At 73.6% G+C, this 19,372-nt stretch carries 16 protein-coding genes; 13 read left to right on the top strand and 3 right to left on the bottom strand.

Translation table 11 applies throughout. From position 1 onward, the window contains the following. Positions 1-99 precede the first annotated feature (99 nt). The 3 genes from AB0B40_RS20825 to AB0B40_RS20815 all read left to right on the top strand — a co-directional run bounded on the left by AB0B40_RS20825 (position 100) and on the right by AB0B40_RS20815 (position 2,416). A complete protein-coding gene (locus AB0B40_RS20825; protein ID WP_362264891.1) occupies positions 100-1,275 on the top strand; it encodes a glycerophosphodiester phosphodiesterase in 1,176 nt (391 codons plus the stop codon). Positions 1,276-1,367: 92 nt separating this feature from the next. After that, positions 1,368-1,874 carry a sigma-70 family RNA polymerase sigma factor gene (locus tag AB0B40_RS20820; protein ID WP_345049468.1) on the top strand — a complete coding sequence of 169 codons (507 nt, stop codon included), beginning with the start codon at positions 1,368-1,370 and terminating at the stop codon, positions 1,872-1,874. 44 nt (positions 1,875-1,918) lie between these two features. Further along, positions 1,919-2,416 (top strand): GNAT family N-acetyltransferase, encoded by a 498-nt coding sequence (locus tag AB0B40_RS20815; protein ID WP_362264961.1) that lies wholly within the window; start codon positions 1,919-1,921, stop codon positions 2,414-2,416. 69 nt (positions 2,417-2,485) lie between these two features. On the opposite strand, the gene AB0B40_RS20810 is transcribed toward AB0B40_RS20815, so the two are convergent. Together AB0B40_RS20810 and AB0B40_RS20805 are read right to left on the bottom strand one after the other, a co-directional pair. Beyond that, complete coding sequence (locus tag AB0B40_RS20810; protein WP_345049471.1) at positions 2,486-2,905, bottom strand: hypothetical protein; 420 nt, start codon at positions 2,903-2,905, stop codon at positions 2,486-2,488. Between the two features lies 1 nt (position 2,906). Further along, on the bottom strand, positions 2,907-3,266 hold the full coding sequence (locus AB0B40_RS20805; RefSeq protein WP_362264888.1) for a hypothetical protein: 360 nt from the start codon (positions 3,264-3,266) through the stop codon (positions 2,907-2,909). Positions 3,267-3,335: 69 nt separating this feature from the next. Between AB0B40_RS20805 and AB0B40_RS20800 the strand changes: the two genes are divergently transcribed. From AB0B40_RS20800 to AB0B40_RS20760, 9 genes are all read left to right on the top strand, one after another. Next, positions 3,336-3,986, top strand: a complete 651-nt coding sequence (locus tag AB0B40_RS20800) for an HAD family hydrolase (RefSeq protein WP_362264886.1) — start codon at positions 3,336-3,338, stop codon at positions 3,984-3,986. 395 nt (positions 3,987-4,381) lie between these two features. Beyond that, complete coding sequence (locus tag AB0B40_RS20795) at positions 4,382-5,416, top strand: ATP-binding cassette domain-containing protein (RefSeq protein ID WP_345049480.1); 1,035 nt, start codon at positions 4,382-4,384, stop codon at positions 5,414-5,416. Continuing rightward, entirely contained in the window at positions 5,413-6,150 is a 738-nt protein-coding gene (locus AB0B40_RS20790; protein WP_345049483.1) for a methionine ABC transporter permease, read from the top strand. Before AB0B40_RS20795 ends, AB0B40_RS20790 begins: the two co-directional genes overlap by 4 nt. Positions 6,151-6,215: 65 nt before the next feature. Further along, on the top strand, positions 6,216-7,046 hold the full coding sequence (locus AB0B40_RS20785; RefSeq protein ID WP_345049484.1) for a MetQ/NlpA family ABC transporter substrate-binding protein: 831 nt from the start codon (positions 6,216-6,218) through the stop codon (positions 7,044-7,046). Positions 7,047-7,251: 205 nt separating this feature from the next. After that, positions 7,252-7,890 (top strand): GNAT family N-acetyltransferase, encoded by a 639-nt coding sequence (locus AB0B40_RS20780; RefSeq protein ID WP_345049487.1) that lies wholly within the window; start codon positions 7,252-7,254, stop codon positions 7,888-7,890. Between the two features lie 102 nt (positions 7,891-7,992). After that, positions 7,993-9,213 (top strand): precorrin-6y C5,15-methyltransferase (decarboxylating) subunit CbiE, encoded by a 1,221-nt coding sequence (gene cbiE / locus AB0B40_RS20775; RefSeq protein ID WP_345049489.1) that lies wholly within the window; start codon positions 7,993-7,995, stop codon positions 9,211-9,213. 343 nt (positions 9,214-9,556) lie between these two features. After that, entirely contained in the window at positions 9,557-14,254 is a 4,698-nt protein-coding gene (gene cobT, locus AB0B40_RS20770; RefSeq protein ID WP_362264883.1) for a nicotinate-nucleotide--dimethylbenzimidazole phosphoribosyltransferase, read from the top strand. Positions 14,255-14,397: 143 nt separating this feature from the next. Beyond that, complete coding sequence (gene cobA, locus AB0B40_RS20765; RefSeq protein ID WP_345056540.1) at positions 14,398-15,630, top strand: uroporphyrinogen-III C-methyltransferase; 1,233 nt, start codon at positions 14,398-14,400, stop codon at positions 15,628-15,630. A 73-nt stretch (positions 15,631-15,703) separates the two neighbouring features. After that, entirely contained in the window at positions 15,704-16,522 is an 819-nt protein-coding gene (locus AB0B40_RS20760; protein ID WP_345056538.1) for an RNA methyltransferase, read from the top strand. Between the two features lie 173 nt (positions 16,523-16,695). Here the strand turns inward: AB0B40_RS20760 and AB0B40_RS20755 are convergent, their stop codons facing one another. Next, positions 16,696-18,144 carry a protein kinase gene (locus AB0B40_RS20755; RefSeq protein WP_362264881.1) on the bottom strand — a complete coding sequence of 483 codons (1,449 nt, stop codon included), beginning with the start codon at positions 18,142-18,144 and terminating at the stop codon, positions 16,696-16,698. 627 nt (positions 18,145-18,771) lie between these two features. Here AB0B40_RS20755 and AB0B40_RS20750 point away from each other — a divergent pair. Then, the gene (locus AB0B40_RS20750) at positions 18,772-18,948 is read left to right on the top strand and encodes a hypothetical protein (RefSeq protein WP_345056534.1); all 177 of its coding nucleotides are present in this window, start codon (positions 18,772-18,774) and stop codon (positions 18,946-18,948) included. The last annotated feature ends 424 nt before the right edge of the window (positions 18,949-19,372 follow it).

Raw genomic sequence — 19,372 nt, 5'->3', positions numbered from 1 at the left:
GGCATAACCCGGGTGTTCGGACGGGAGCCTCCCCCCGGTCATGTGCACGCCCCTACGATCGGCGCGCACCGACAAGACGCAAGCGGCAGGAGGGCGCTCATGGGCGGCGACCAGGCGAACGGGCAGAGGCAGACAACGGGACGGCGGGCGCTCCTCGGCGCCGCGGTGCTCGGCGCGGGCGGAGCGGTCCTCGGACTGCCCGGCGCGGCCCGGGCCGCCGGCGCCCGGACGGCCGGGCACGGGGGCCGCGGCCTGAAGAGCCTGCCGGTGCCGACGATCATCGGCCACCGGGGCACCAGCGGCTACCGCCCCGAACACACCTTCGGCTCGTACGACCTGGCCCTGGACCTGGGCGCCGACGTGGTCGAGGCGGGTGACCTGGTGCCCACCAGGGACGGCCATCTGGTGTGCCGTCACGAGCCGGAGATCGGCGGTACGACGGACGTCGCCGACCGGCCCGAGTTCGCCGGCCGCAGGACCACCAAGGTGCTCGACGGCGTCCCCACCACCGGATGGTTCACCGAGGACTTCACGCTCGCCGAGCTGAAGCGGCTGCGCGCGGTCGAGCGCATCCCCGCCAACCGGCCGCACAACACCCTCTACGACGGCCGCTGGGAGATCCCCACCTTCGAAGAGGTCCTCAAGTGGCAGGACGAGCAGACCCGCAAGCGGGGCAAGCAGGTCTGGATCTACCCGGAGACCAAGCACCCCACCTACTTCCGCAAGCTGGGCCTCGGCCTGGAGGAGCGGGTGGCGAAGCTGCTGCGCAAGTACGGCAAGGACGGCCGGAACTCCCCGGTCATCCTCCAGTCCTTCGAGCCCACCAGCATCCAGCGGCTGAACCAGCTGGTCGACAACCCGCTCGTCGTGCTGCTCTCCTCGGCCGGCAGCCGCCCGTACGACTTCGTCGAGGCGAACGACCCGCGTACGGTCGCCGACCTCATCACACCCAGGGGCCTGCGTGAGATCGCCGGCTACGCCCAGGGCATCGGCCCGACCCTGGACCTGGTCATCCCGAGGAAGGCGGACGGCACCCTGGCCGAGCCGACCTCCCTGGTCTCCGACGCCCACAAGGTGGGGCTGGTCCTGCACCCGTACACCATGCGCAACGAGAATCCCTTCCTGCCCGCCGAGTACCGCAAGGGCAGCGCCGCCGACGCCTACGGAGATGCCTTCGGCGCCTTCAAGACGTACTTCGCGACCGGCATCGACGGCGTCTTCACGGACAACGCCGACACCGGACTGCTCGCCCGCGCGGACTTCCTGAACGGCTGACGGCGTCAACCACCGCGCCGCCCGGCACCCCGTTCGGGGTGACTGTGCGCCGCCCCGGCAACCCGCCGCCGGGGCGGCTCGTCGTTCCGCATATGACGTACGACCTGGTAGTCACCCTGCGCCCCCTGCTCACCGCCGAAGCCTCGGCCGAGGCATATGCCTCCGGAAGCGAGCCGGGCGACCTGGAACAGGCCGTGTGGCTCCGGCTCCTGGAACGGCTCCGGACCGACGGGCCGCCACCGGACCCGCCCGGCTGGCTGCGCAAGGCGGTCCGCGCCGAGGCCCGCCGCAGCCGCCGCACCGCGCGGCTCGAACGGTCCTACGGCGGTGAACCGGCCGACGACCTCCACCCCGGGCCCGAACAGCACGCCCTGACCGCCGCGCGGTACCGCGCCCTGCGGGACGCGGTGCGCCGCCTGCCCGGACGCTGTCCCCGTCTCATGGAGGCGCTGCTCTCACCGCGGGACCTGACATACCGGGAAATCGCGGGGGAGTTGGGTATCTCACAGGGCAGTCTCGGCCCGGAACGCTCCCGATGTCTGGGATGTCTGCGTCGATTGCTCACACCGGAGGTTGCACCGCGCGAAGCACGGGGATAGGAGTGGGGACGACAGGTGATCAGGTGAGCGGGAGGCGTGCGCACATGGGCATGAGCGTGACCATCTCGGTGGCGACCGACCAGGACGCGGAGCAGATCTTCAGGCTCCAGTACCTGTGCTTCCAGGGGGAGGCGGCGCTGTACGGCAACTACCGCATCGACCCGCTCGTGCAGAGCCTGGAGTCCGTCCGTCAGGAAGTGGCCTCCGACTGCGTCTTCGTCGCCCGGCTCGGGGACGAGGTGGTCGGCTCGGTGCGCGGAAAGGTCACCGAGGACGGCGCGGCGGCCATCGGCAGGCTCTGCGTCCACCCGCGCCTGCAGGGTCACGGCATCGGCGCGCGGCTGCTGCGCGCGGCCGAAGCGGCCTTGGCCGAGGAGCGCGGTGCCACTCTGTTCCGTCTCCTCACCGGCCACCGCAGCGAGGGCAACCTCCGCCTGTACCGCCGCTCCGGCTACGAGACGGTCGGCCGTTCCAAGGGCGCGGACGGAGTGGAACTGATCATCCTGGAGAAGCCGGCCGGCGCCTTCGTGGCCACGGCCTGAGGGGCGCGCGAGGAACGCCCCGGGCCGGGGCGAGGGGAGCCACGGCGGCCCGGCGGCCGCCGGTGTTCCTCAGGCGCCCCTGCCGTCGCGCGCCCTGCGCAGCCAGTAGAGCGCGGACAGGGGCAGCAGCACGGGAATGAAGAGGTAGCCCATGCCGTAGTCCGACCACACGGTCGAGTCGGGGAAGGCCGACGGCTCGACCAGGGTCCACGTCCCGACGATCAGCACGCCCGTCAGTTCGACGGCGCAGCACACCAGTGCCGCTCGCCGGGCCGACTCTCCGCCCCGGACGAGTGCGTACGTGATGAACCCGTACACCACGCCGGCGACGGCCGACAAGGAGTAGGCGAGCGGCGCCCGCTGGAAGTCCGTGGCGATCTGGTAGGCGGAACGCGACACCGCCCCGACCACCATCACGCCGTAGAGCCAGACGAGCAGGACGCCCGGCCCGCTGATCAGCCGGGCCGGCTTCTCCTCCACCGCCGTCACCTCAGCCTCCCCAGATGTCGTAGAGCCGTACTTCCAGGACGGCCAGCACCACGCCGCCCGCCGCGGCCGTCACCGAGCCCCAGCGGGTCCGCTCGGCCAGCGACATCATGCCCGCCGCCGGAACGCACGCGAACGCGCCCAGCAGATACGCCACGAAGATCGTCGTACCCTGCTCCGGCTTCTCGCCCCGCGCCAGCAGCACGACCCCGATCACCAGCTGGACCACGGCCAGCAGCGACACCACGGCCATGCCGATGAAGTGCCAGTCCTTCGTCGGCTGGTCACGATAGGCCGCCCAGCCGCACCAGGCGGCGAGCAGCAGCGCGGCGACACCGGTCACCAGCGTCAGGGCATTGAGCATGCCGTGACCTTATTACGGCCGAAACGGGCGGGAGCCGCCGCCCCCGCCGTACCCCGTAGGGTCTAGACCATGACGATCCACGCACACGCCCTCCTCTTCGACAACGACGGCACCCTCGTCTCCTCCCTCGACTCCGTCGAGCTCTGCTGGACCCGCTGGGCCGGGGAGTACGGGATCACCGCCGAGGAGTTCGGACGCGTGGAACTGCACGGACGCACGGCCGTCGAGATCGTCGGCGACCTGCTGCCCGCCCGCCTGGTACCGGAGGCCGTCGCCCGGGTCGAGCAGCTGGAGGTCGAGGACGTGCCGAACGGCGGCGTGCGTCTGCTGCCCGGGACCCGTGAGTTCCTGGACCTCCTGCCGGCCGACCGCTGGGCCGTGGTCACCTCCGCCACCCGGCGCCTGGCCGAGGCGCGCCTGGGTGCCGTCGGCATCACCCCGAAGGCCCTGGTCACGGCCGACGACGTCACCCGGGGTAAGCCCGACCCCGAGCCCTATCTGCTCGCCGCCCGGCAGCTCGGCGTCGACCCCGCCCGCTGCGTCGTCTTCGAGGACGCCCCCGCCGGACTGCGGGCGGGCCGCGCGGCCGGCATGACCACCGTGGCGTTGGCCACAACCCACCAGGCGGCCGACCTGGACGCCGACCTGGTGGTGAGGGACCTGTCGGCCCTGTCCGCACTGGTCACCGGCGCGGCAGTGGAGATAGGCGTGCGCGGCTGAACCCCCGGTCACCGCTGTCCGCCGCTGTCCACGATGCGGACAGCGGCGGCCGGTCAGCACCGTCGGTCTGGTTTACTGATCGCATGACCACGACGAGCAGCCGCACCCTTGCGACCGAGGCGACCCACACGCCCGGTGCTCGTTGTATGTGTCCGTGTCGAATGTGCGCCTTCTAGAGGGCCCCCGCACCAACTGAGCCTCGCGCCCCGAAGCGAGAGCCGCGGCCCGCCCGGCGTCCGACCCCGGCCGTACGCGACCGAAGGCCGCCGCGCACACGACGTTCTCCCCGGTACCACCGCCACCCGAGAACCGTGCCGCGTCCCTGAACGAACGCACGAAACGCACCGTGCCCGGGCACACCCACGCCCGCGCACTCGACAGTGACGGAAACCCACGTGATCACCACCTCGGGCCTGACCAAGGTCTACCGCTCCCGCGGCCGTGAGGTCACCGCCCTCGACGGCGTCGATCTGCACGTCCGCGAAGGCGAGGTCTACGGCGTCATCGGCCAGTCCGGTGCCGGCAAGTCCTCCCTGATCCGCTGCGTCAACCTGCTGGAGCGCCCCACCGCCGGCACCGTGACCGTCGCCGGGCAGGACCTCACCGCCCTGGCCGGCCGGTCCCCGCGCGCCGGGCGGGAACTGCGCCGGGCCCGCAGCCGGATCGGCATGGTCTTCCAGCACTTCAACCTGCTGTCCACGCGGACCGTCCAGGACAATGTCGAGCTGCCGCTGGAGATCCTCGGCAAGTCCGGCAAGGCGCGCTCCCGCAAGGCGCTGGAACTGCTGGACCTCGTCGGCCTCGCCGACAAGGCCGGGGCATACCCCGCCCAGCTCTCCGGCGGTCAGAAGCAGCGCGTCGGCATCGCCCGCGCCCTCGCCGGCGACCCCAAGGTGCTGCTCTCCGACGAGGCCACCAGCGCCCTCGACCCGGAGACCACCCGCTCCATCCTCCAGCTGCTGCGCGACCTGAACCGGCAGCTGGGCCTGACCGTCCTGCTCATCACCCACGAGATGGACGTCGTGAAGTCGGTCTGCGACTCCGCCGCCCTCATGGAGCGGGGCCGGATCGTGGAGTCCGGCACGGTCAGCGAGCTGCTGGCCACCCCGGGCTCGGAGCTGGCCGCCGCGCTGTTCCCGGTGGGCGGCGAGGCCACCGGCGCCGACCGGACCGTCCTCGACGTCACCTTCCACGGCGAGGCCGCCACCCAGCCGGTCATCTCCCAGCTCGCGCGCACCTACAACATCGACATCTCGATCCTCGGCGCCGCCATCGACACCGTCGGCGGACTCCAGGTCGGCCGGATGCGCATCGAACTGCCCGGCCGGTACGAGGACAACGTGGTGCCGGTCGGATTCCTGCGCGAGCAGGGCCTGCAGATCGACGTACTGGGCCAGGAGGCCCCGCTGGTGAAGGAAGGTGCCAAGTGACCTGGTCGGAGATGCAGCCACTGCTGTCGCAGGCGTGTTCCGAGACGTTCACCATGGTGCTCTGGTCCACCCTGATCGCCGTTGTCGCCGGCCTTCCGCTCGGCATCCTCCTCGTCCTCACGGACCGCGGCGGCCTGCTCCAGAACGTCGTCGCCAACAAGGTGATCGGCCAGGTCGTGAACATCGGCCGGTCCATGCCGTTCATCATCCTGATGGTCGCGCTGATGACCTTCACCCGCTGGGTCACCGGGACGACGATCGGAACCACCGCGGCGATCGTGCCGCTCGCCATCGGCGGCATCCCCTTCTTCGCCCGCCTGGTCGAGACGGCCGTCCGGGAAGTCGACCACGGGCTCGTCGAGGCCGTGCAGTCCATGGGCGGCAACACCTGGACGATCGTCCGCAAGGTCCTCGTCCCCGAGGCCCTGCCCTCGCTGATCGCCAGCACCACCACCACGATCATCGCCCTCATCGGCTACTCCGCCATGGCCGGCACGGTCGGCGGCGGCGGCCTCGGCGACCTCGCCGTCCGCTACGGCTACCAGCGCTTCGAGACCCAGCTGATGTGGATCACGGTGGCGATCCTCGCCGTCGTCATCTCCCTCATCCAGTTCGCCGGCGACTTCGCCGCCCGCGCCCTGCACGGCCGCGGCGCACGCTCCGGCCCCGCACCCAAGCTCCGCCTGCTCAAGGCCGGGGAACCCGCGGCGGCCGACATCAGCAAGGTCGCGTAAGCACCCCAAGACACCCCGTCCACCCGTACACGGGGTCGCACCACCCTTAAGGAAAGGCACTTTTCGTGCGTAACACCGCCAAGCTCACCACCGCCGTCCTCGCCGCCGGAGCCCTCACCCTCGGGCTGACCGCCTGCGGCTCCGGCAAGGACTCCGCCTCCTCCGACACCAGCGGCCCGCTCGTCGTCGCCGCCAGCCCGACCCCGCACGCCGAGATCCTCAACTTCGTCAAGGACAAGCTGGCGAAGAAGGCGGGCCTCGACCTGGAGGTCAAGGAGTTCACCGACTACATCACGCCGAACACGGCGACCGAAGACGGCTCGGTCGGTGCCAACTACTTCCAGAACCAGCCGTACCTCGACGACTTCAACGCCAAGCGCGGCACCCACATCGTGCCCGTCGTCACGGTGCACCTGGAACCGCTCGGCCTGTACTCCCACAAGGTCAAGAAGGCCGACGCCCTCAAGAGCGGTGCGACCGTCGCCGTCCCCAACGACGCCGTCAACGAGGCCCGCGCCCTGAAGCTGCTCGCCGCCAACGGGCTGATCACCCTCAAGGACGGCGCCGGCAACGAGGCCACCCCGCGGGACATCACCAAGAACCCCAGGGACCTCAAGTTCAAGGAGGTCGAGGCGGCCCAGACCCCGCGCTCCCTGGACGACGTGGACGCGGCCGTGGTCAACGGCAACTACGCCATCTCCGCGGGCCTGAAGCCGGCCAAGGACGCCCTGGTCCTGGAGTCCCCGAAGAACAACCCCTACGGCAACTTCCTCGCCGTGAAGAAGGGCGACGAGAACGACCCGCGGGTCAAGAAGCTCGCCAAGCTCCTCACCTCGCCCGAGGTCAAGAAGTTCATCGAGGACAAGTACCAGGGATCCGTCATCCCCTCCTTCTGATCCGCACGCACCGCCGTCACGGCCCGCGCCCTGCCGGTGCCCGGCGGCACGTATACGGCGTTTCGCGACGCACGGGGTCCACACCATCACCGGCTGTGGACCCCGTTGTGCGGTCCGGTGGTTTCATGCTGCATGCTGGGCAGTTCAGCAGGCCTGACGGCCCTGACGGTCTTTCGAGCACTTTCCGAAGGTTACGGAGCGGCGCATGACGAGCACCTTCCCCAACATCTCCATCAGCACGGAGCGGTTGGTGCTGCGTCCCCTCGACGAGGACGACGTGCCCGCCCTGGCCGACATGATGAACGACGAACAGGTCGTCGCCTGGACCACCGTGGCCCACCCCTACACAGAGGCCGACGCCCGCCACTGGATCACCCGGCTCGCCCCGGACGAACGCACCGGGGGCCGCGGCATCGTCCTCGCCGTCACCGAGTTCCTCACCCAGCGGCTCGTCGGCGTCGTGCATCTGAGGAACACGGACTGGCGTGTCCGCTCCAGCGAGCTCGCCTACGTCATCGCCCCCTGGGCCCGCGGCGAGGGCTACGCCTCCGAAGCGGCCCTGGCCATCGCCCAGTGGCTCTTCCACGACCAGAAGTTCGAGCGGCTCGAACTGCGCACCGCCGCCGACAACACCGCCTCCCAGCAGGTGGCGCAGAAGATCGGCTGCATCAGTGAGGGCGTGCTGCGCAACGCCTGGATAGCGCGCGCCAGGACCGATGACGAGTCCTGGACCGAGGTGCGCACGGACGTCATCGTCTGGAGCCTGCTGCCGGAGGACCTGGCCGGAGTCAGCGAGCAACTGGCGGACACGGACGGTTTCACCTCGTACTCGGACTGGAACTGAGCCCGCGGGCGAGAAGCCCCCAGCCTCACCGGGTACCCTCACGGTGCCCGCCTCGGGCTTTCCCCCCGAAGACCTGAGCAGAACCCCTGGAGACTGACGACGATGGCCGACCGGGTCACGGTGATCGGCTGGGACGGCTCGCCGCTGACCGACGCGGCACGGGCCGCTCTCGGCGCCGCCACCCTCGTGGCCGGTGCCGCCCACCATCTGGCGCTGCCCGAGGTGCCGCCCACCGCCGAACGCATCCGCCTCGGCAGTGTGGCCCTGGCCGCCCGCCGCATCGCCGCCCACCGCGGCACCGCCGTCGTGTTCGCCGACGGTGACCCCGGCTTCTTCGGCGTCGTACGGACCCTGCGGGCCCCCGAGTTCGGTCTGGAGGTCGAGGTCGTCCCCGCCGTCTCCGCCGTCGCCGCCGCCTTCGCCCGCGCCGGGATGCCCTGGGACGACGCCCAGGTCGTCGTCGCCCACCCGCGCACCCTGCGCCGGGCCGTGAACGTCTGCCGCGCCCACACCAAGGTCGCCGTCCTCACCTCGCCGGGCGCCGGCCCCGCCGAACTCGGCCTCCTCCTGGAAGGCGTCCACCGCACCTTCGTCATCTGCGAGGAACTGGGCACCGAACACGAACAGGTCGCCGTCGTCACCTCCGACAAGGCCGCCGACCACACCTGGCGCGACCCCAACGTGGTGATCGTCATCGGCGGGCCGGCCGGCGCGGCCGAGGGCGGCGGCTGGATCGCCGGACGCGACCCGGCCGGACCGCGCGGCTGGGTGCAGCCCGACGAGACCTACGAGGCCGGGCCGGGCGGCGGGCTCGGCGAGGGCGAGACGGAACTGCTGCGCGCCGCCCAACTCGCCCGTCTCGGCCCCCGGGTCGGCGACCTCGTGTGGGACATCGGCTGCGGCTCGGGCGCGTTCGCCGCCGAGTCCGCGCTCGCGGGCGCGGCCGTCATCGCCGTCGACCACGACCCGGCCGCCTGCGCCCGCGCCGAGGGGGCCGCGCGCCGCTCCGGCGTCCAGCTCCAGGTCGTCCACGGCAGTGCCCCGCACGTCCTCGAATACCTGCCGGAGCCGGACGTCGTACGGGTCGGCGGCGGGGGAGCGGCCGTCGTCTCCGCGGTCGCCGACCGGCGCCCGCAGCGCATCGTCACCCACGCCGCGACCCGGGACGCGGCCGAACGCGTCGGCCGCGACCTGACCGAGCACGGCTACCGGGTCGAGTGCGCCCTGCTCCAATCCGTCGAACTCGACACCAGGGCCTGGACCGAGACCGAGCGGAACGTAGCGTTCCTGCTCAGCGGGGTACTGCCCGATCGCGCCCCGTGATCCGGTTGTCGTACCGCGCGCGGTAGGCTGGCCGATCGTTGTACCGCACCGGTGGCCCGAACTTCGTTCGCCAATGTCCGGAACGCACGCCCGTTTTGGGGTGGGTGTGGTACGGCGGAACCTGAGGACGCGCAACGTGGCGCAGTCCACAGCGGGCTGTCGCGGATCACGCTGTCGCGACGGCGCAACGGCCGGGACAATGCCACTGAATGGCTTTGTCGCCTTTTCCGGCGGGTCGTTCGTGCCGCTGGGCACGGACGCTCGTTCTTCACTGCGGGGCGGTCGGTGCGCCGTTCCGGGTGAGCTGGTCGTAGGAGCACTAACCGATGGGCGAGGGGTACGCATGACCGACACCGGCCAGGTCCCGGGCGAGGGGCTGCCGGAGAGCGCAGGCATGGTGGAGCAGCCGGGCGCCTCCGCGCACGGCGCGTACACCTACCTCTCCGAGGCGCCCGCCGAGGACGAAGACCTGCTGCTGCCGGGTGCCCAGGGAGCGTGGGGCAACGAGGTGCCGCCACCCGCTCCGGAACCGGTGGTGGAAGCCGTGCACGAGCCCGGCCCGCACGAGACGGCCGGCCGCGACAGCGGCTCGGTCGACCTCAGCGGCGTCCGCCTGCCCGACACCGGTCCGGCATCGGTACCGCCGTCCCCCATCCTCTCCGCGCCGCACGACCCGGCGGCCGCCCCCCAGCCGCCCCGTCGCCCGCTGCACCTCGGCCCGCCGATCCCCGACGCCTCCGCGAGCCCGGTCCGCTCCCTCGCCGACCGCGGCCCCGCCGGAGCGCCGGTGCGCCAGCCCGGACCGCCGGTCACCGGCCCCGAGTACCTCGACGTCCAGCCGCTGGGCGAGATGACACCGCAGAGCGCGGCCCCCTGGGGCGCGGCGCCGGCCGCCGAAACGGTTGGTCCGTCCCTGAACACCGAGTCGGCCGACGCCGCCCAGGCCGCCATGGCCCGCCTCGCGCACCAGGCGGCGGCCCCGGGCGCGGCAGGCGACACCGGCCAGGTGCACGTCGTGCACGGCCACGACGGGATGCAGCCGGTACACGGCCACGACGGGGTGTACTCCCCGTCGCCGGATCAGGGCGCCGAGGGCGTTCCGGCCCCGGCGGCACAGGACGGCGCCGCCGGCGAGGGCGCGCCGGTTCCGCCGGGCGAAGGCGCCGAGGGCGCGTGGGTCGCCGACGACGCGCAGGCTTCCGTGGCCGCCGGTGACGGCGGTGCCATGGCCGTACCCGCCGCCGAGGATGCCCTGGCCGTCGTACCCGAGGGCGGGGAGCCCGGGCGGGCGCCCGCCGAGGCCGCCGGAGGCGCCGAGGTGCCGGCCGGAGCCCAGGACGCGACACTCGCCGACGGAACCGTCGCCGCCGCCGGCCGGGGATCCGAGGCCGACGCCGCCCAGGGCGTGGCGGAGGCGGTGGCACAGGCCGTACCGGACGCCTCGGCGCCGGCCCAGGCCGTACCCGCCCGGACGCCGGACGACGCGCAGGCGGAGCCGGCCGAGGCGACCGCGCGGAGCGCGGAGACCGCCGGTCCCGTGGAATCGGCCGAGGCCGCCCCGGTGGCGGCGGAGCCGGTCGTGGCGCAGGCGGCGGTCGCCGAGACGGGCCGGCCGACCGCTCCCGGCGACCCCGTCCAAGGCGTGCAGGCCGCGCAAGGCGCGCAGCCGGACGCGGTCGCGTCGGCCGTCGACGTCCCGCAGGCCGCCGACGCCGGGCAGGTCGCCGACGCCGGGCAGACGGGCGACGCCGCGCACCTCGCCGCCCCCGCGCAGGTCGCCGACTCCGCGCAGGCGCAGGTTCCCGTCGAGGCCACGGACCCCACGGCCGCCCAGGCCGCGGTCGCGTCCGCCGCCCCGGCTTCCGCCGAGGGTGCGGTCCAGCCCGTCGACCCGTCCGCGGTCCAGGGTGTGGTCCAGCCCACTGACCCGTCCGCGGTCCAGGGTGTGGTCCAGCCCACTGACCCGTCCGCGGTCCAGGGTGTGGCCCAGGCCGTCGACGCGGCCCCCGCCGTGGGTGCGGTCCAGGCTGTTGACACGTCCGCCGCCCAGGCCGCGGTCGCGCCCGGCGATCCGGCTTCCGCCCAGGACGCGGCCCGGGCGACCGACCCGGCCGCCGTCCAGGGCGTACCGCAGCCTGTCGACCCGGCCCCCGCCGTGGGTGCGGTCCAGTTTGTCGACCCGGCTGCCGTCCAGGGCGTGCCCCAGCCTGTAGACGTGGCCCCCGCCGTAGACGCGGCCCCCGCCGTAGACGCGGCCCCCGCCGTAGACGCGGCCCCCGCCGTGGGCGCGGTCCAGCCTGTTGGCCAGGCTGCCGTCCAGGGTGTGCCGCAGGCCGTCGACCCGGCAGCCGTCCAGGATGCCGCCGCTTCCGCGACCGCCGGTCCGGTCCCCGCCGAGGTGCCGCCCGCTGCCGTCGCCGAGGCTGGTGCCCTGCAGGCCACCGCCGGGACCGCCGACGCCGGCGTTCCGGTTCAGCCGGGTGTGGACCCCTCCGGCGCGGGCGATGTCGTACCGGCCGCCCAGCCCGCCGCCCCGCAGGACCCCGCCGCCGCGCAGGCCCAGCAGCCCGGCGCCCCCGCGCCGGAGGCGCCTCAGCTCCAGTCCCAGCCGCAGCCCCACCCCCAGCCCCTGACCCCCGACGCCGTCCCCGCGCCGCCCGCCGCTGAAAGCCCCGAGGCGTTGGAGGCGTCCGAGCCGGCCGTGCTCCGGGCGCCGGGACCGCAGCCCGCGGAGAACGCACCCGACGACGCCGGTGTCCCGGCCGTGCCCGCCGCGGCCCAGACGCAGCCGCAGGCGGCGGACGACGGTGACCCGGGCGCGGCCGGCCAGGCCGACGGCCCGCAGCTCCAGCCGCAGGTGCCGGACGCCGCCGCGGCGGGCCCCGCGGTGGCCCCGCAGCACCCGCAGGCCCACCACGCTGAGCAGTTCCTGCCCTCCGGCCTGCCGGGAGAGCCGCACCCGGAGCAGCCGCTCGGGCAGTTCGTGCCGGTGGAGGGACAGGTGCCCACCAGCCCGCACCTGGCGCCCACCCCGCCACAGCCACTCGTCCTGCCCCTGGAGGGCCCCGGCCCGGACACCCAGGTCCCGCAGGGCCCGCAGGTTCCGCAGGTTCCGCAGGGCCCGCAGGAGCAGCCGGAGCCGGTGGCCACCGTGCCCGCGCCGCGCGAGGGCGAGCCGGCCGGAGTACCGGCCGCACCGGACGCCGAGCACATCCCCGGCGTCGTACAGCACGCGGAGGACCTGCGCACCAGGGTCGCCGACCAGGAAGAGAGCACGGCCGCGATGGCGGAAGCACGACAGTCCGCCGGCCCAGCCGCGCCCGGATACGCCGACGCGGAGCGCGAGGCCGTCCTGAGGGTGATGCGCGAACGCCGTGACATCCGCAACGGCTTCCGCAGCGACCCCATCCCGCACGAGGTGCTGCTCAGGGTCCTGGAGGCGGCGCACACCGCGCCGTCCGTGGGCCACTCGCAGCCCTGGGACTTCGTCGTCATCCGGTCCGCCGAGACCCGGCGGACGATGCACGAACTGTCGATGCGGCAGCGCGAGGCGTACGCCAAGTCGCTGCCGAAGGGCCGGGCGAAGCAGTTCAAGGAACTGAAGATCGAGGCCATCCTCGACACCCCGGTCAACATCGTCGTCACCGCCGACCCCACCCGCGGCGGCCGGCACACGCTCGGCCGTCACACCCAGCCGCAGATGGCGCCCTACTCCTCGGCGCTCGCGGTGGAGAACCTCTGGCTCGCCGCCCGCGCCGAAGGACTCGGCGTCGGCTGGGTCAGCTTCTTCGACGAGCGGGAGATGGTCCGCGCGCTCGGCCTGCCCGAGCACCTGGAAGTCGTCGCCTACCTGTGTGTCGGGTACGTCGACGAGTTCCCGGACGAGCCGGAGCTGATGCAGGCCGGCTGGTCCAAGCGACGCCCCCTGTCCTGGGTGGTGCACGAGGAGACGTACGGCCGCCGCGCCCTGCCCGGAGAGGAACCCCACGACCTGCTCGCCGAGACCGTCGCACAGATCCGCCCGCTCGACGCCAAGGCGCTCGGCGAGGCATGGGAGCGCCAGAAGCGCATGACCAAGCCGGCCGGCGCGCTCGGCATGCTGGAGATCATCTCCGCACAGCTGTCCGGGCTGTCCCGGCAGTGCCCGCCGCCGATCCCGGAACCCGCCGCCGTCGCGATCTTCGCCGGCGACCACGGTGTGCACGCCCAGGGCGTCACCCCCTGGCCGCAGGAGGTGACGGCCCAGATGGTGGCCAACTTCCTCGGTGGGGGAGCCGTCTGCAACGCCTTCGCCGCCCAGGTCGGCGCCGAGGTGTGCGTCGTGGACGTGGGCGTGGTCGCCGACCTGCCGGCCACCCCGGGCCTGCTGCCGCGCAAGATCCGCGGTGGCACGTCCGACATGACCACCGGGCCCGCCATGACCCGCGAGGAGGCCAAGGCGGCCATCGAGGTGGGCATCGAGACCGCCCGCGACCTGGTGGCGGCCGGTAACAAGGCGCTGCTCACCGGTGAGATGGGCATCGCCAACACCACCGCCTCCGCCGCGCTGATCTCCGTCTTCACCGGCGCCGACCCGGCCGAGGTGACCGGCCGCGGCACCGGCATCAACGACGAGACCTTGGCCCGCAAGACCGAGGTGGTCCGCCGCGCCCTCGAACTCCACCAGCCGGACCCGGCCGACCCGATCGGCGTCCTCGCCGCGATCGGCGGCTTCGAGCACGCGGCCATGGTCGGCCTGCTGCTCGGCGGCGCCTCGCTGCGTACGCCGGTGATCCTGGACGGGGTCAGCGCCGGTGCCGCGGCCCTCGTCGCCCGGGCCATCGCCCCCGAGGTGCTCGCGGCTTGCATCGCCGGTCACCGCAGCGCCGAGCCCGGCCATGTGGCGGCCCTCAACAAGCTCGGGCTGCGCCCGCTGGTCGACCTCGACCTGCGTCTCGGCGAGGGCACCGGCGCGCTGCTCGCGCTGCCGCTGGTGCAGAGCACCGCGCGCGCCATGCACGAGGTGGCGACGTTCGACTCGGCCGGGGTCACCGAGAAGTAGCCGCAGCGGGGGCGGGAAGGTCCGGTGCCCGACTGCCGGACCTCCCGTGCCCCCTGCCGCGTCCACGGCATAAAATCCGCACGTCAGGGCCGCTCCGAAGGTGCAGCGCGCCCAGCTCACAGCTGCACGAGGAGCCGTACCTCATGGCCGAACACCCCGCCTACCCCGTAGGTCTTCGCCTCTCCGGCCGCCGCGTGGTCGTCGTCGGCGGCGGTCAGGTGGCCCAGCGGCGTCTGCCCGCGCTCATCGCCGCGGGTGCGGACATCGTGCTGGTCTCCCCCGAGGCGACCCCCTCCGTCGAGGCCATGGCGGACGCGGGCGAGATCACCTGGGTCCGGCGCGGATACGAGGACGGTGACCTCACCGGCGCCTGGTACGCCCTCGTCGCCACCAGCGACCCCGAGGCGAACACCCGGGCCTCCGCGGAGGCGGAGCGGCACCGCGTCTGGTGCGTCCGCTCCGACGACGCCGACCAGGCCACGGCATGGACCCCGGCGACCGGCCACAGCGAGGGCGTCACCGTAGCCGTACTCTCCCGGGACCCGCGTGGCCGCGACCCGCGCCACACCGCCGCCATCCGGGACGCGGTGGTGGCGGGCCTGCGCGACGGCACCCTCGTCGTCCCGCACCACCGCCCCCGCACACCCGGGGTGGCCCTGGTCGGCGGCGGCCCCGGCGACCCCGACCTGATCACGGTCCGCGGCCGGCGCCTCCTCGCCGAGGCGGACGTCGTCATCGCCGACCGGCTGGGCCCGCGCGATCTGCTCGCCGAGCTGCCCTCGCACGTCGAGGTGATCGACGCGGCGAAGATCCCCTACGGCCGGTTCATGGCCCAGGAGGCCATCAACGACGCGCTCATCGAGCACGCCAAGCAGGGCAAGGCGGTCGTCCGGCTCAAGGGCGGCGACCCGTTCGTCTTCGGCCGGGGCATGGAGGAGGTCCAGGCGCTCGCCGAGGCGGGCATCGCGTGCACGGTGGTCCCCGGCATCTCCAGCTCGATCTCGGTGCCCGGCGCGGCCGGCATCCCGGTCACACACCGGGGGGTCGCCCATGAGTTCACCGTGGTCAGCGGGCATGTGGCGCCCGACGACGAGCGGTCCCTGGTCGACTGGCCCGCGCTGGCCAGGCTCACCGGCACCCTGGTGATCCTGATGGGCGTCGACAAGATCGGCAAGATCGCCGAGGCGCTCGTCGCACACGGCAGGTCGCCGCAGACGCCGGTGGCCCTGGTCCAGGAGGGGACGACGGCCGCCCAGCGCCGTGTGGACGCCACCCTGGCGACGGTCGCCGAGACCGTACGGGCCGAGGACGTGAGGCCGCCGGCGGTCATCGTCGTCGGCGAGGTCGTACGGGTCGGCCCCGAGCCGGCCGCTTGATCACCAGTAACCCGGGGTAACGCACCCCTTCCGAGCCGTTGGCACCACACCCAGGACAAGGCAGTATCACCCTGTGGCCGATCTCATCACCGTCGAGGACCCCGACGACCCGCGCCTGGCCGACTACACAGGCCTGACCGACGTCGAGCTGCGACGCAAGCGGGAGCCCGCCGAGGGCCTGTTCATCGCCGAGGGCGAGAAGGTCATCCGCAGAGCCAAGGAAGCCGGCTACGAGATGCGGTCGATGCTGCTGTCGGCCAAGTGGATCGACGTCATGCGCGACGTCATCGACGAACTCCCGGCACCGGTGTACGCCGTCACCCCCGAACTCGCCGAACGGGTCACCGGCTACCACGTGCACCGCGGTGCTCTCGCGTCCATGCAGCGCAAGCCGCTGCCGACGGCCGGCGAACTGCTGCGCTCCGCCCGCCGCGTGGTGGTCATGGAGTCGGTGAACGACCACACCAACATCGGCGCGATCTTCCGCTCCGCCGCGGCCCTCGGCATGGACGCGGTGCTGCTGTCGCCCGACTGCGCCGACCCGCTGTACCGGCGGAGCGTCAAGGTCTCCATGGGGGCGGTGTTCTCGGTGCCGTACGCCCGTCTGGAGACCTGGCCGCGGGACCTGGACTCGGTGCGCGAGGCGGGCTTCACCCTGCTCGCGCTGACTCCTGACGAGAAGGCCAGCAGCCTGGACGAGGCCGCCCCGCACCGGATGGAGCGGGTGGCGCTCATGCTCGGCGCGGAGGGCGGCGGGCTGTCCACGCAGGCCCTGGTCGCCGCCGACGAGTGGGTCCGCATCCCGATGTCCCACGGCGTCGACTCGCTCAACGTGGGGGCGGCGGCCGCGGTCGCGTTCTACGCGGTGGCCACGGGCCGACCGGCAACCTGACCGACCGGAAACCGGAGCGGGCGGAAGCCTGAGCGGGCCGACCGGCAACCTGACCGACCGGACCCCTGACCGGCCGGAAGCCTGAGCGGGCGGACCCCTGACCGGCCGGAAACCTGAGCGGGCGGGAGCGCGGCACCTTCCGCGCTTCCCGGTCTCCGGGTCGGGTCCGTCGCTCAGTTACCGGCGTCGTTGCTCAGCACCGACGGACGCGGGTCCGACGGGAGCCCGCCGTCGCCCGGCGGCGGATAGCCCGGCCGCGTGTGCAGGTGCTGCTGGACGCCGCGGTCGTCGCCGAGTCCGCGCGCCGGCCCCTGGCAGCCCTGGGCCACCGCGATGCCGAGCGCCACCAGCAGCGTCACCACCACGAAAACGAACAGGCGCTGCCGCAGCAGCCGCGGATTGGCCGGCCGCCGCCCGAACCCCGTGGGGCGCTGCCCCGGTCGCCCGGAACCGCCGCGCGGAGCGGGCCGGCCGCCGCTGGAGCGGGCGCCGCCGCCCCGCGGGGCCGGAGTGGGCCGTGCCGTACCCGGCCGGGAGGAGGCGGCACCGTTGCCCCGTGCGCCGCTGCCGCCACGCGGGGAGAGCCCGCCACGGGACGGCATGTCGCCGCGCGCCGGGACCCCGCCCCTGGACGGCACGCCGCCCCGGGCCGGCGTGCCCCCGCGCGGCAGCGGCGTACCGGGGGCGGTACGCCGCTGGGTGCGCTGCTGTTCGGGGTAGGTGTCGACGAGCCGGCCGGTGGGCCGGTCCGCCTCGGCGGCACGTGGCGCGGGCGGCCGTACGCCGTCCAGCCCCTGCGCCTCCCGGGCCGCGATCTCCTTGAGCCGCAGCGACAGCTGAAGGGTGCTGGGCCGCTCGTCGGGGTCCTTCGCCAGACAGGCCCGGATCAGCGGGGCGAGCGCGTCCGGTACGCCGGACAGCTGCGGCTCCTCGTGCACCACCCGGTACAGCATCACCTCGGAACTGCCGTGCCCGAAGGGCGAGTCACCGGTCGAGGCGTACGCCAGGGTCGCGCCCAGCGAGAAGACGTCGGTGGCCGGGGTGACCGCTGCCCCGCGCACCTGCTCCGGAGCGAGGAAACCGGGGGAACCGACCGCGGTGCCCACGTGTGTGAGGGTGGACGCGCCGGTGGCCCAGGCGATACCGAAGTCGATGATCCGCGGCCCCTTGGGGGACAGCAGGATGTTGGAGGGCTTCAGGTCCCGGTGGACGACACCGGCCTCGTGCACGGCGACCAGCCCCTCGGACAGGGCCGCGCCGACCGCCGCCGTGTCCGCCGCGCCGAGAGCACCCTGGTCGGCGACCTTGTCGTGCAGGGAGGGGCCGGGCACGTACTGGGTGGCGAACCAGGGCCGCTCGGCCTCCAGGTCGGCCGCGACCAGCCGGGCCGTGCACCCGCCCCGGATCCGCCGGGCCGCGGACACCTCGCGCGCGAACCGCGACCGGAACTCCTGGTCCTCCGCCAGGTCCGGCCGGATCACCTTCAGCGCGACCCGCTGCCCCTTCTTGTCGGAGCCGAGGTAGACCACGCCCATCCCGCCCGCGCCGAGCCGTCGGTGAAGCCTGAACGAGCCGACGACGCGCGGGTCCTCGCGCCTCAGGCGCATCATCGCCATGTTCATCCCCGCTGCCCGGTCCCTGTGACGAGGCACAGCTTACGTTTCCACGGCCGCCTGCGCGCAGAGGCCGCGCCCTCTCGGCCGGACGGATTGTGTGGGCCGTCCGGGGGAGGTGAAACGCGGTCAGGAAGCCCTGCCGTACGGCTACTTCAGGCCGACAGGGGCGTCAACCAGCCATCATGGCAAGGGGGTTGGGCCGGGATGAGGGCGCGGCGCGCGGGGGCGTACGTCCGTTGCCCGGCGGTCGCCGTCGGCCCGCGGGCCCGGTCGTGCCAGGGAGCGCGTGCCACCCGCGGGCCCCCCGCCGGACCCGCCCGGAGTGATCGAAGTCACTCCGTCCGGCCCGCGGGACACGCCGGACATGCCCGCGGGACACGCCGGACAAGGGCGGACAGAGCGGGCGCCCCCTCAGGGAAGACCCCGAGAGGCGGGCCCGCGTCTCCACCCAGGGGAGTAGTCCGCAGGTCATGGCTCATCCTCGCGGAGGCCCGGCAATCGGTACGAGGGCATGACGCCCCTGGTGGCCCGCGCGCCTAGATTTGAGGGCAAGCGGCGGGTGACAGCACTCGTCCCCCGAGGTCAGACACCCGCCGCTTGCCCATGACAACCGAATCGGTCAGGAGAGGGACCATGGCCCGGACGGCATCGCGACGCACCGCGTTCGCCACCCGCCGGACAGGCCGTCGCCACCCCTTGGTGGCGACGCTCATGGCCCTTCCCCTGGCGGCCCTGCTCCTGCTCGTCTTCGACGGCTGGGAGACGGTGGCCACACAGGCGTCGTCCGTGGGTGCGATGCTGGGGCGCTGAGCGGCGACCCCAGGCCCGGAAGAGCGGTCCGGGCGGGGACATCGGTCCATGAAACCCCGTGGGGACGGGGGTGCGGCGGACGGCAACAATGCCGGCGCAGCTGGGGAGCTGCGCCGGCATTAGCCGTTCCGGCGCGTCTGTCGAGAGCAGTGCCCGCATCGGGTCGGCCGTTCCGGTACGTGCGTCGAGAGCAGTGTCCCTACCAGGCGTCAGTCGTTGCGGCACGTGCGCCGGGAGCGGCACCGGGAGCCCCCGGCCGTCGTGGCCGAGGGGGCAGCCGTGCGTCCGTGCGTCGTACCGCCGTCACCCACCCCGAAACGGCCGCGCCGGGATGCGGCCGCGCCGCGCGGTGCCCGACCCCGCACCACGGCGGGCGGTCCTGCCCGGCGGACGAGCGGCCCCGACCCCGCACCACCGCGGGCGG

Source organism: Streptomyces sp. NPDC042638 (assembly GCF_040647235.1).
GTDB classification, from domain to species: Bacteria; Actinomycetota; Actinomycetes; order Streptomycetales; family Streptomycetaceae; genus Streptomyces; species Streptomyces rameus.
This window is presented reverse-complemented; position numbering and strand designations above follow the sequence as displayed.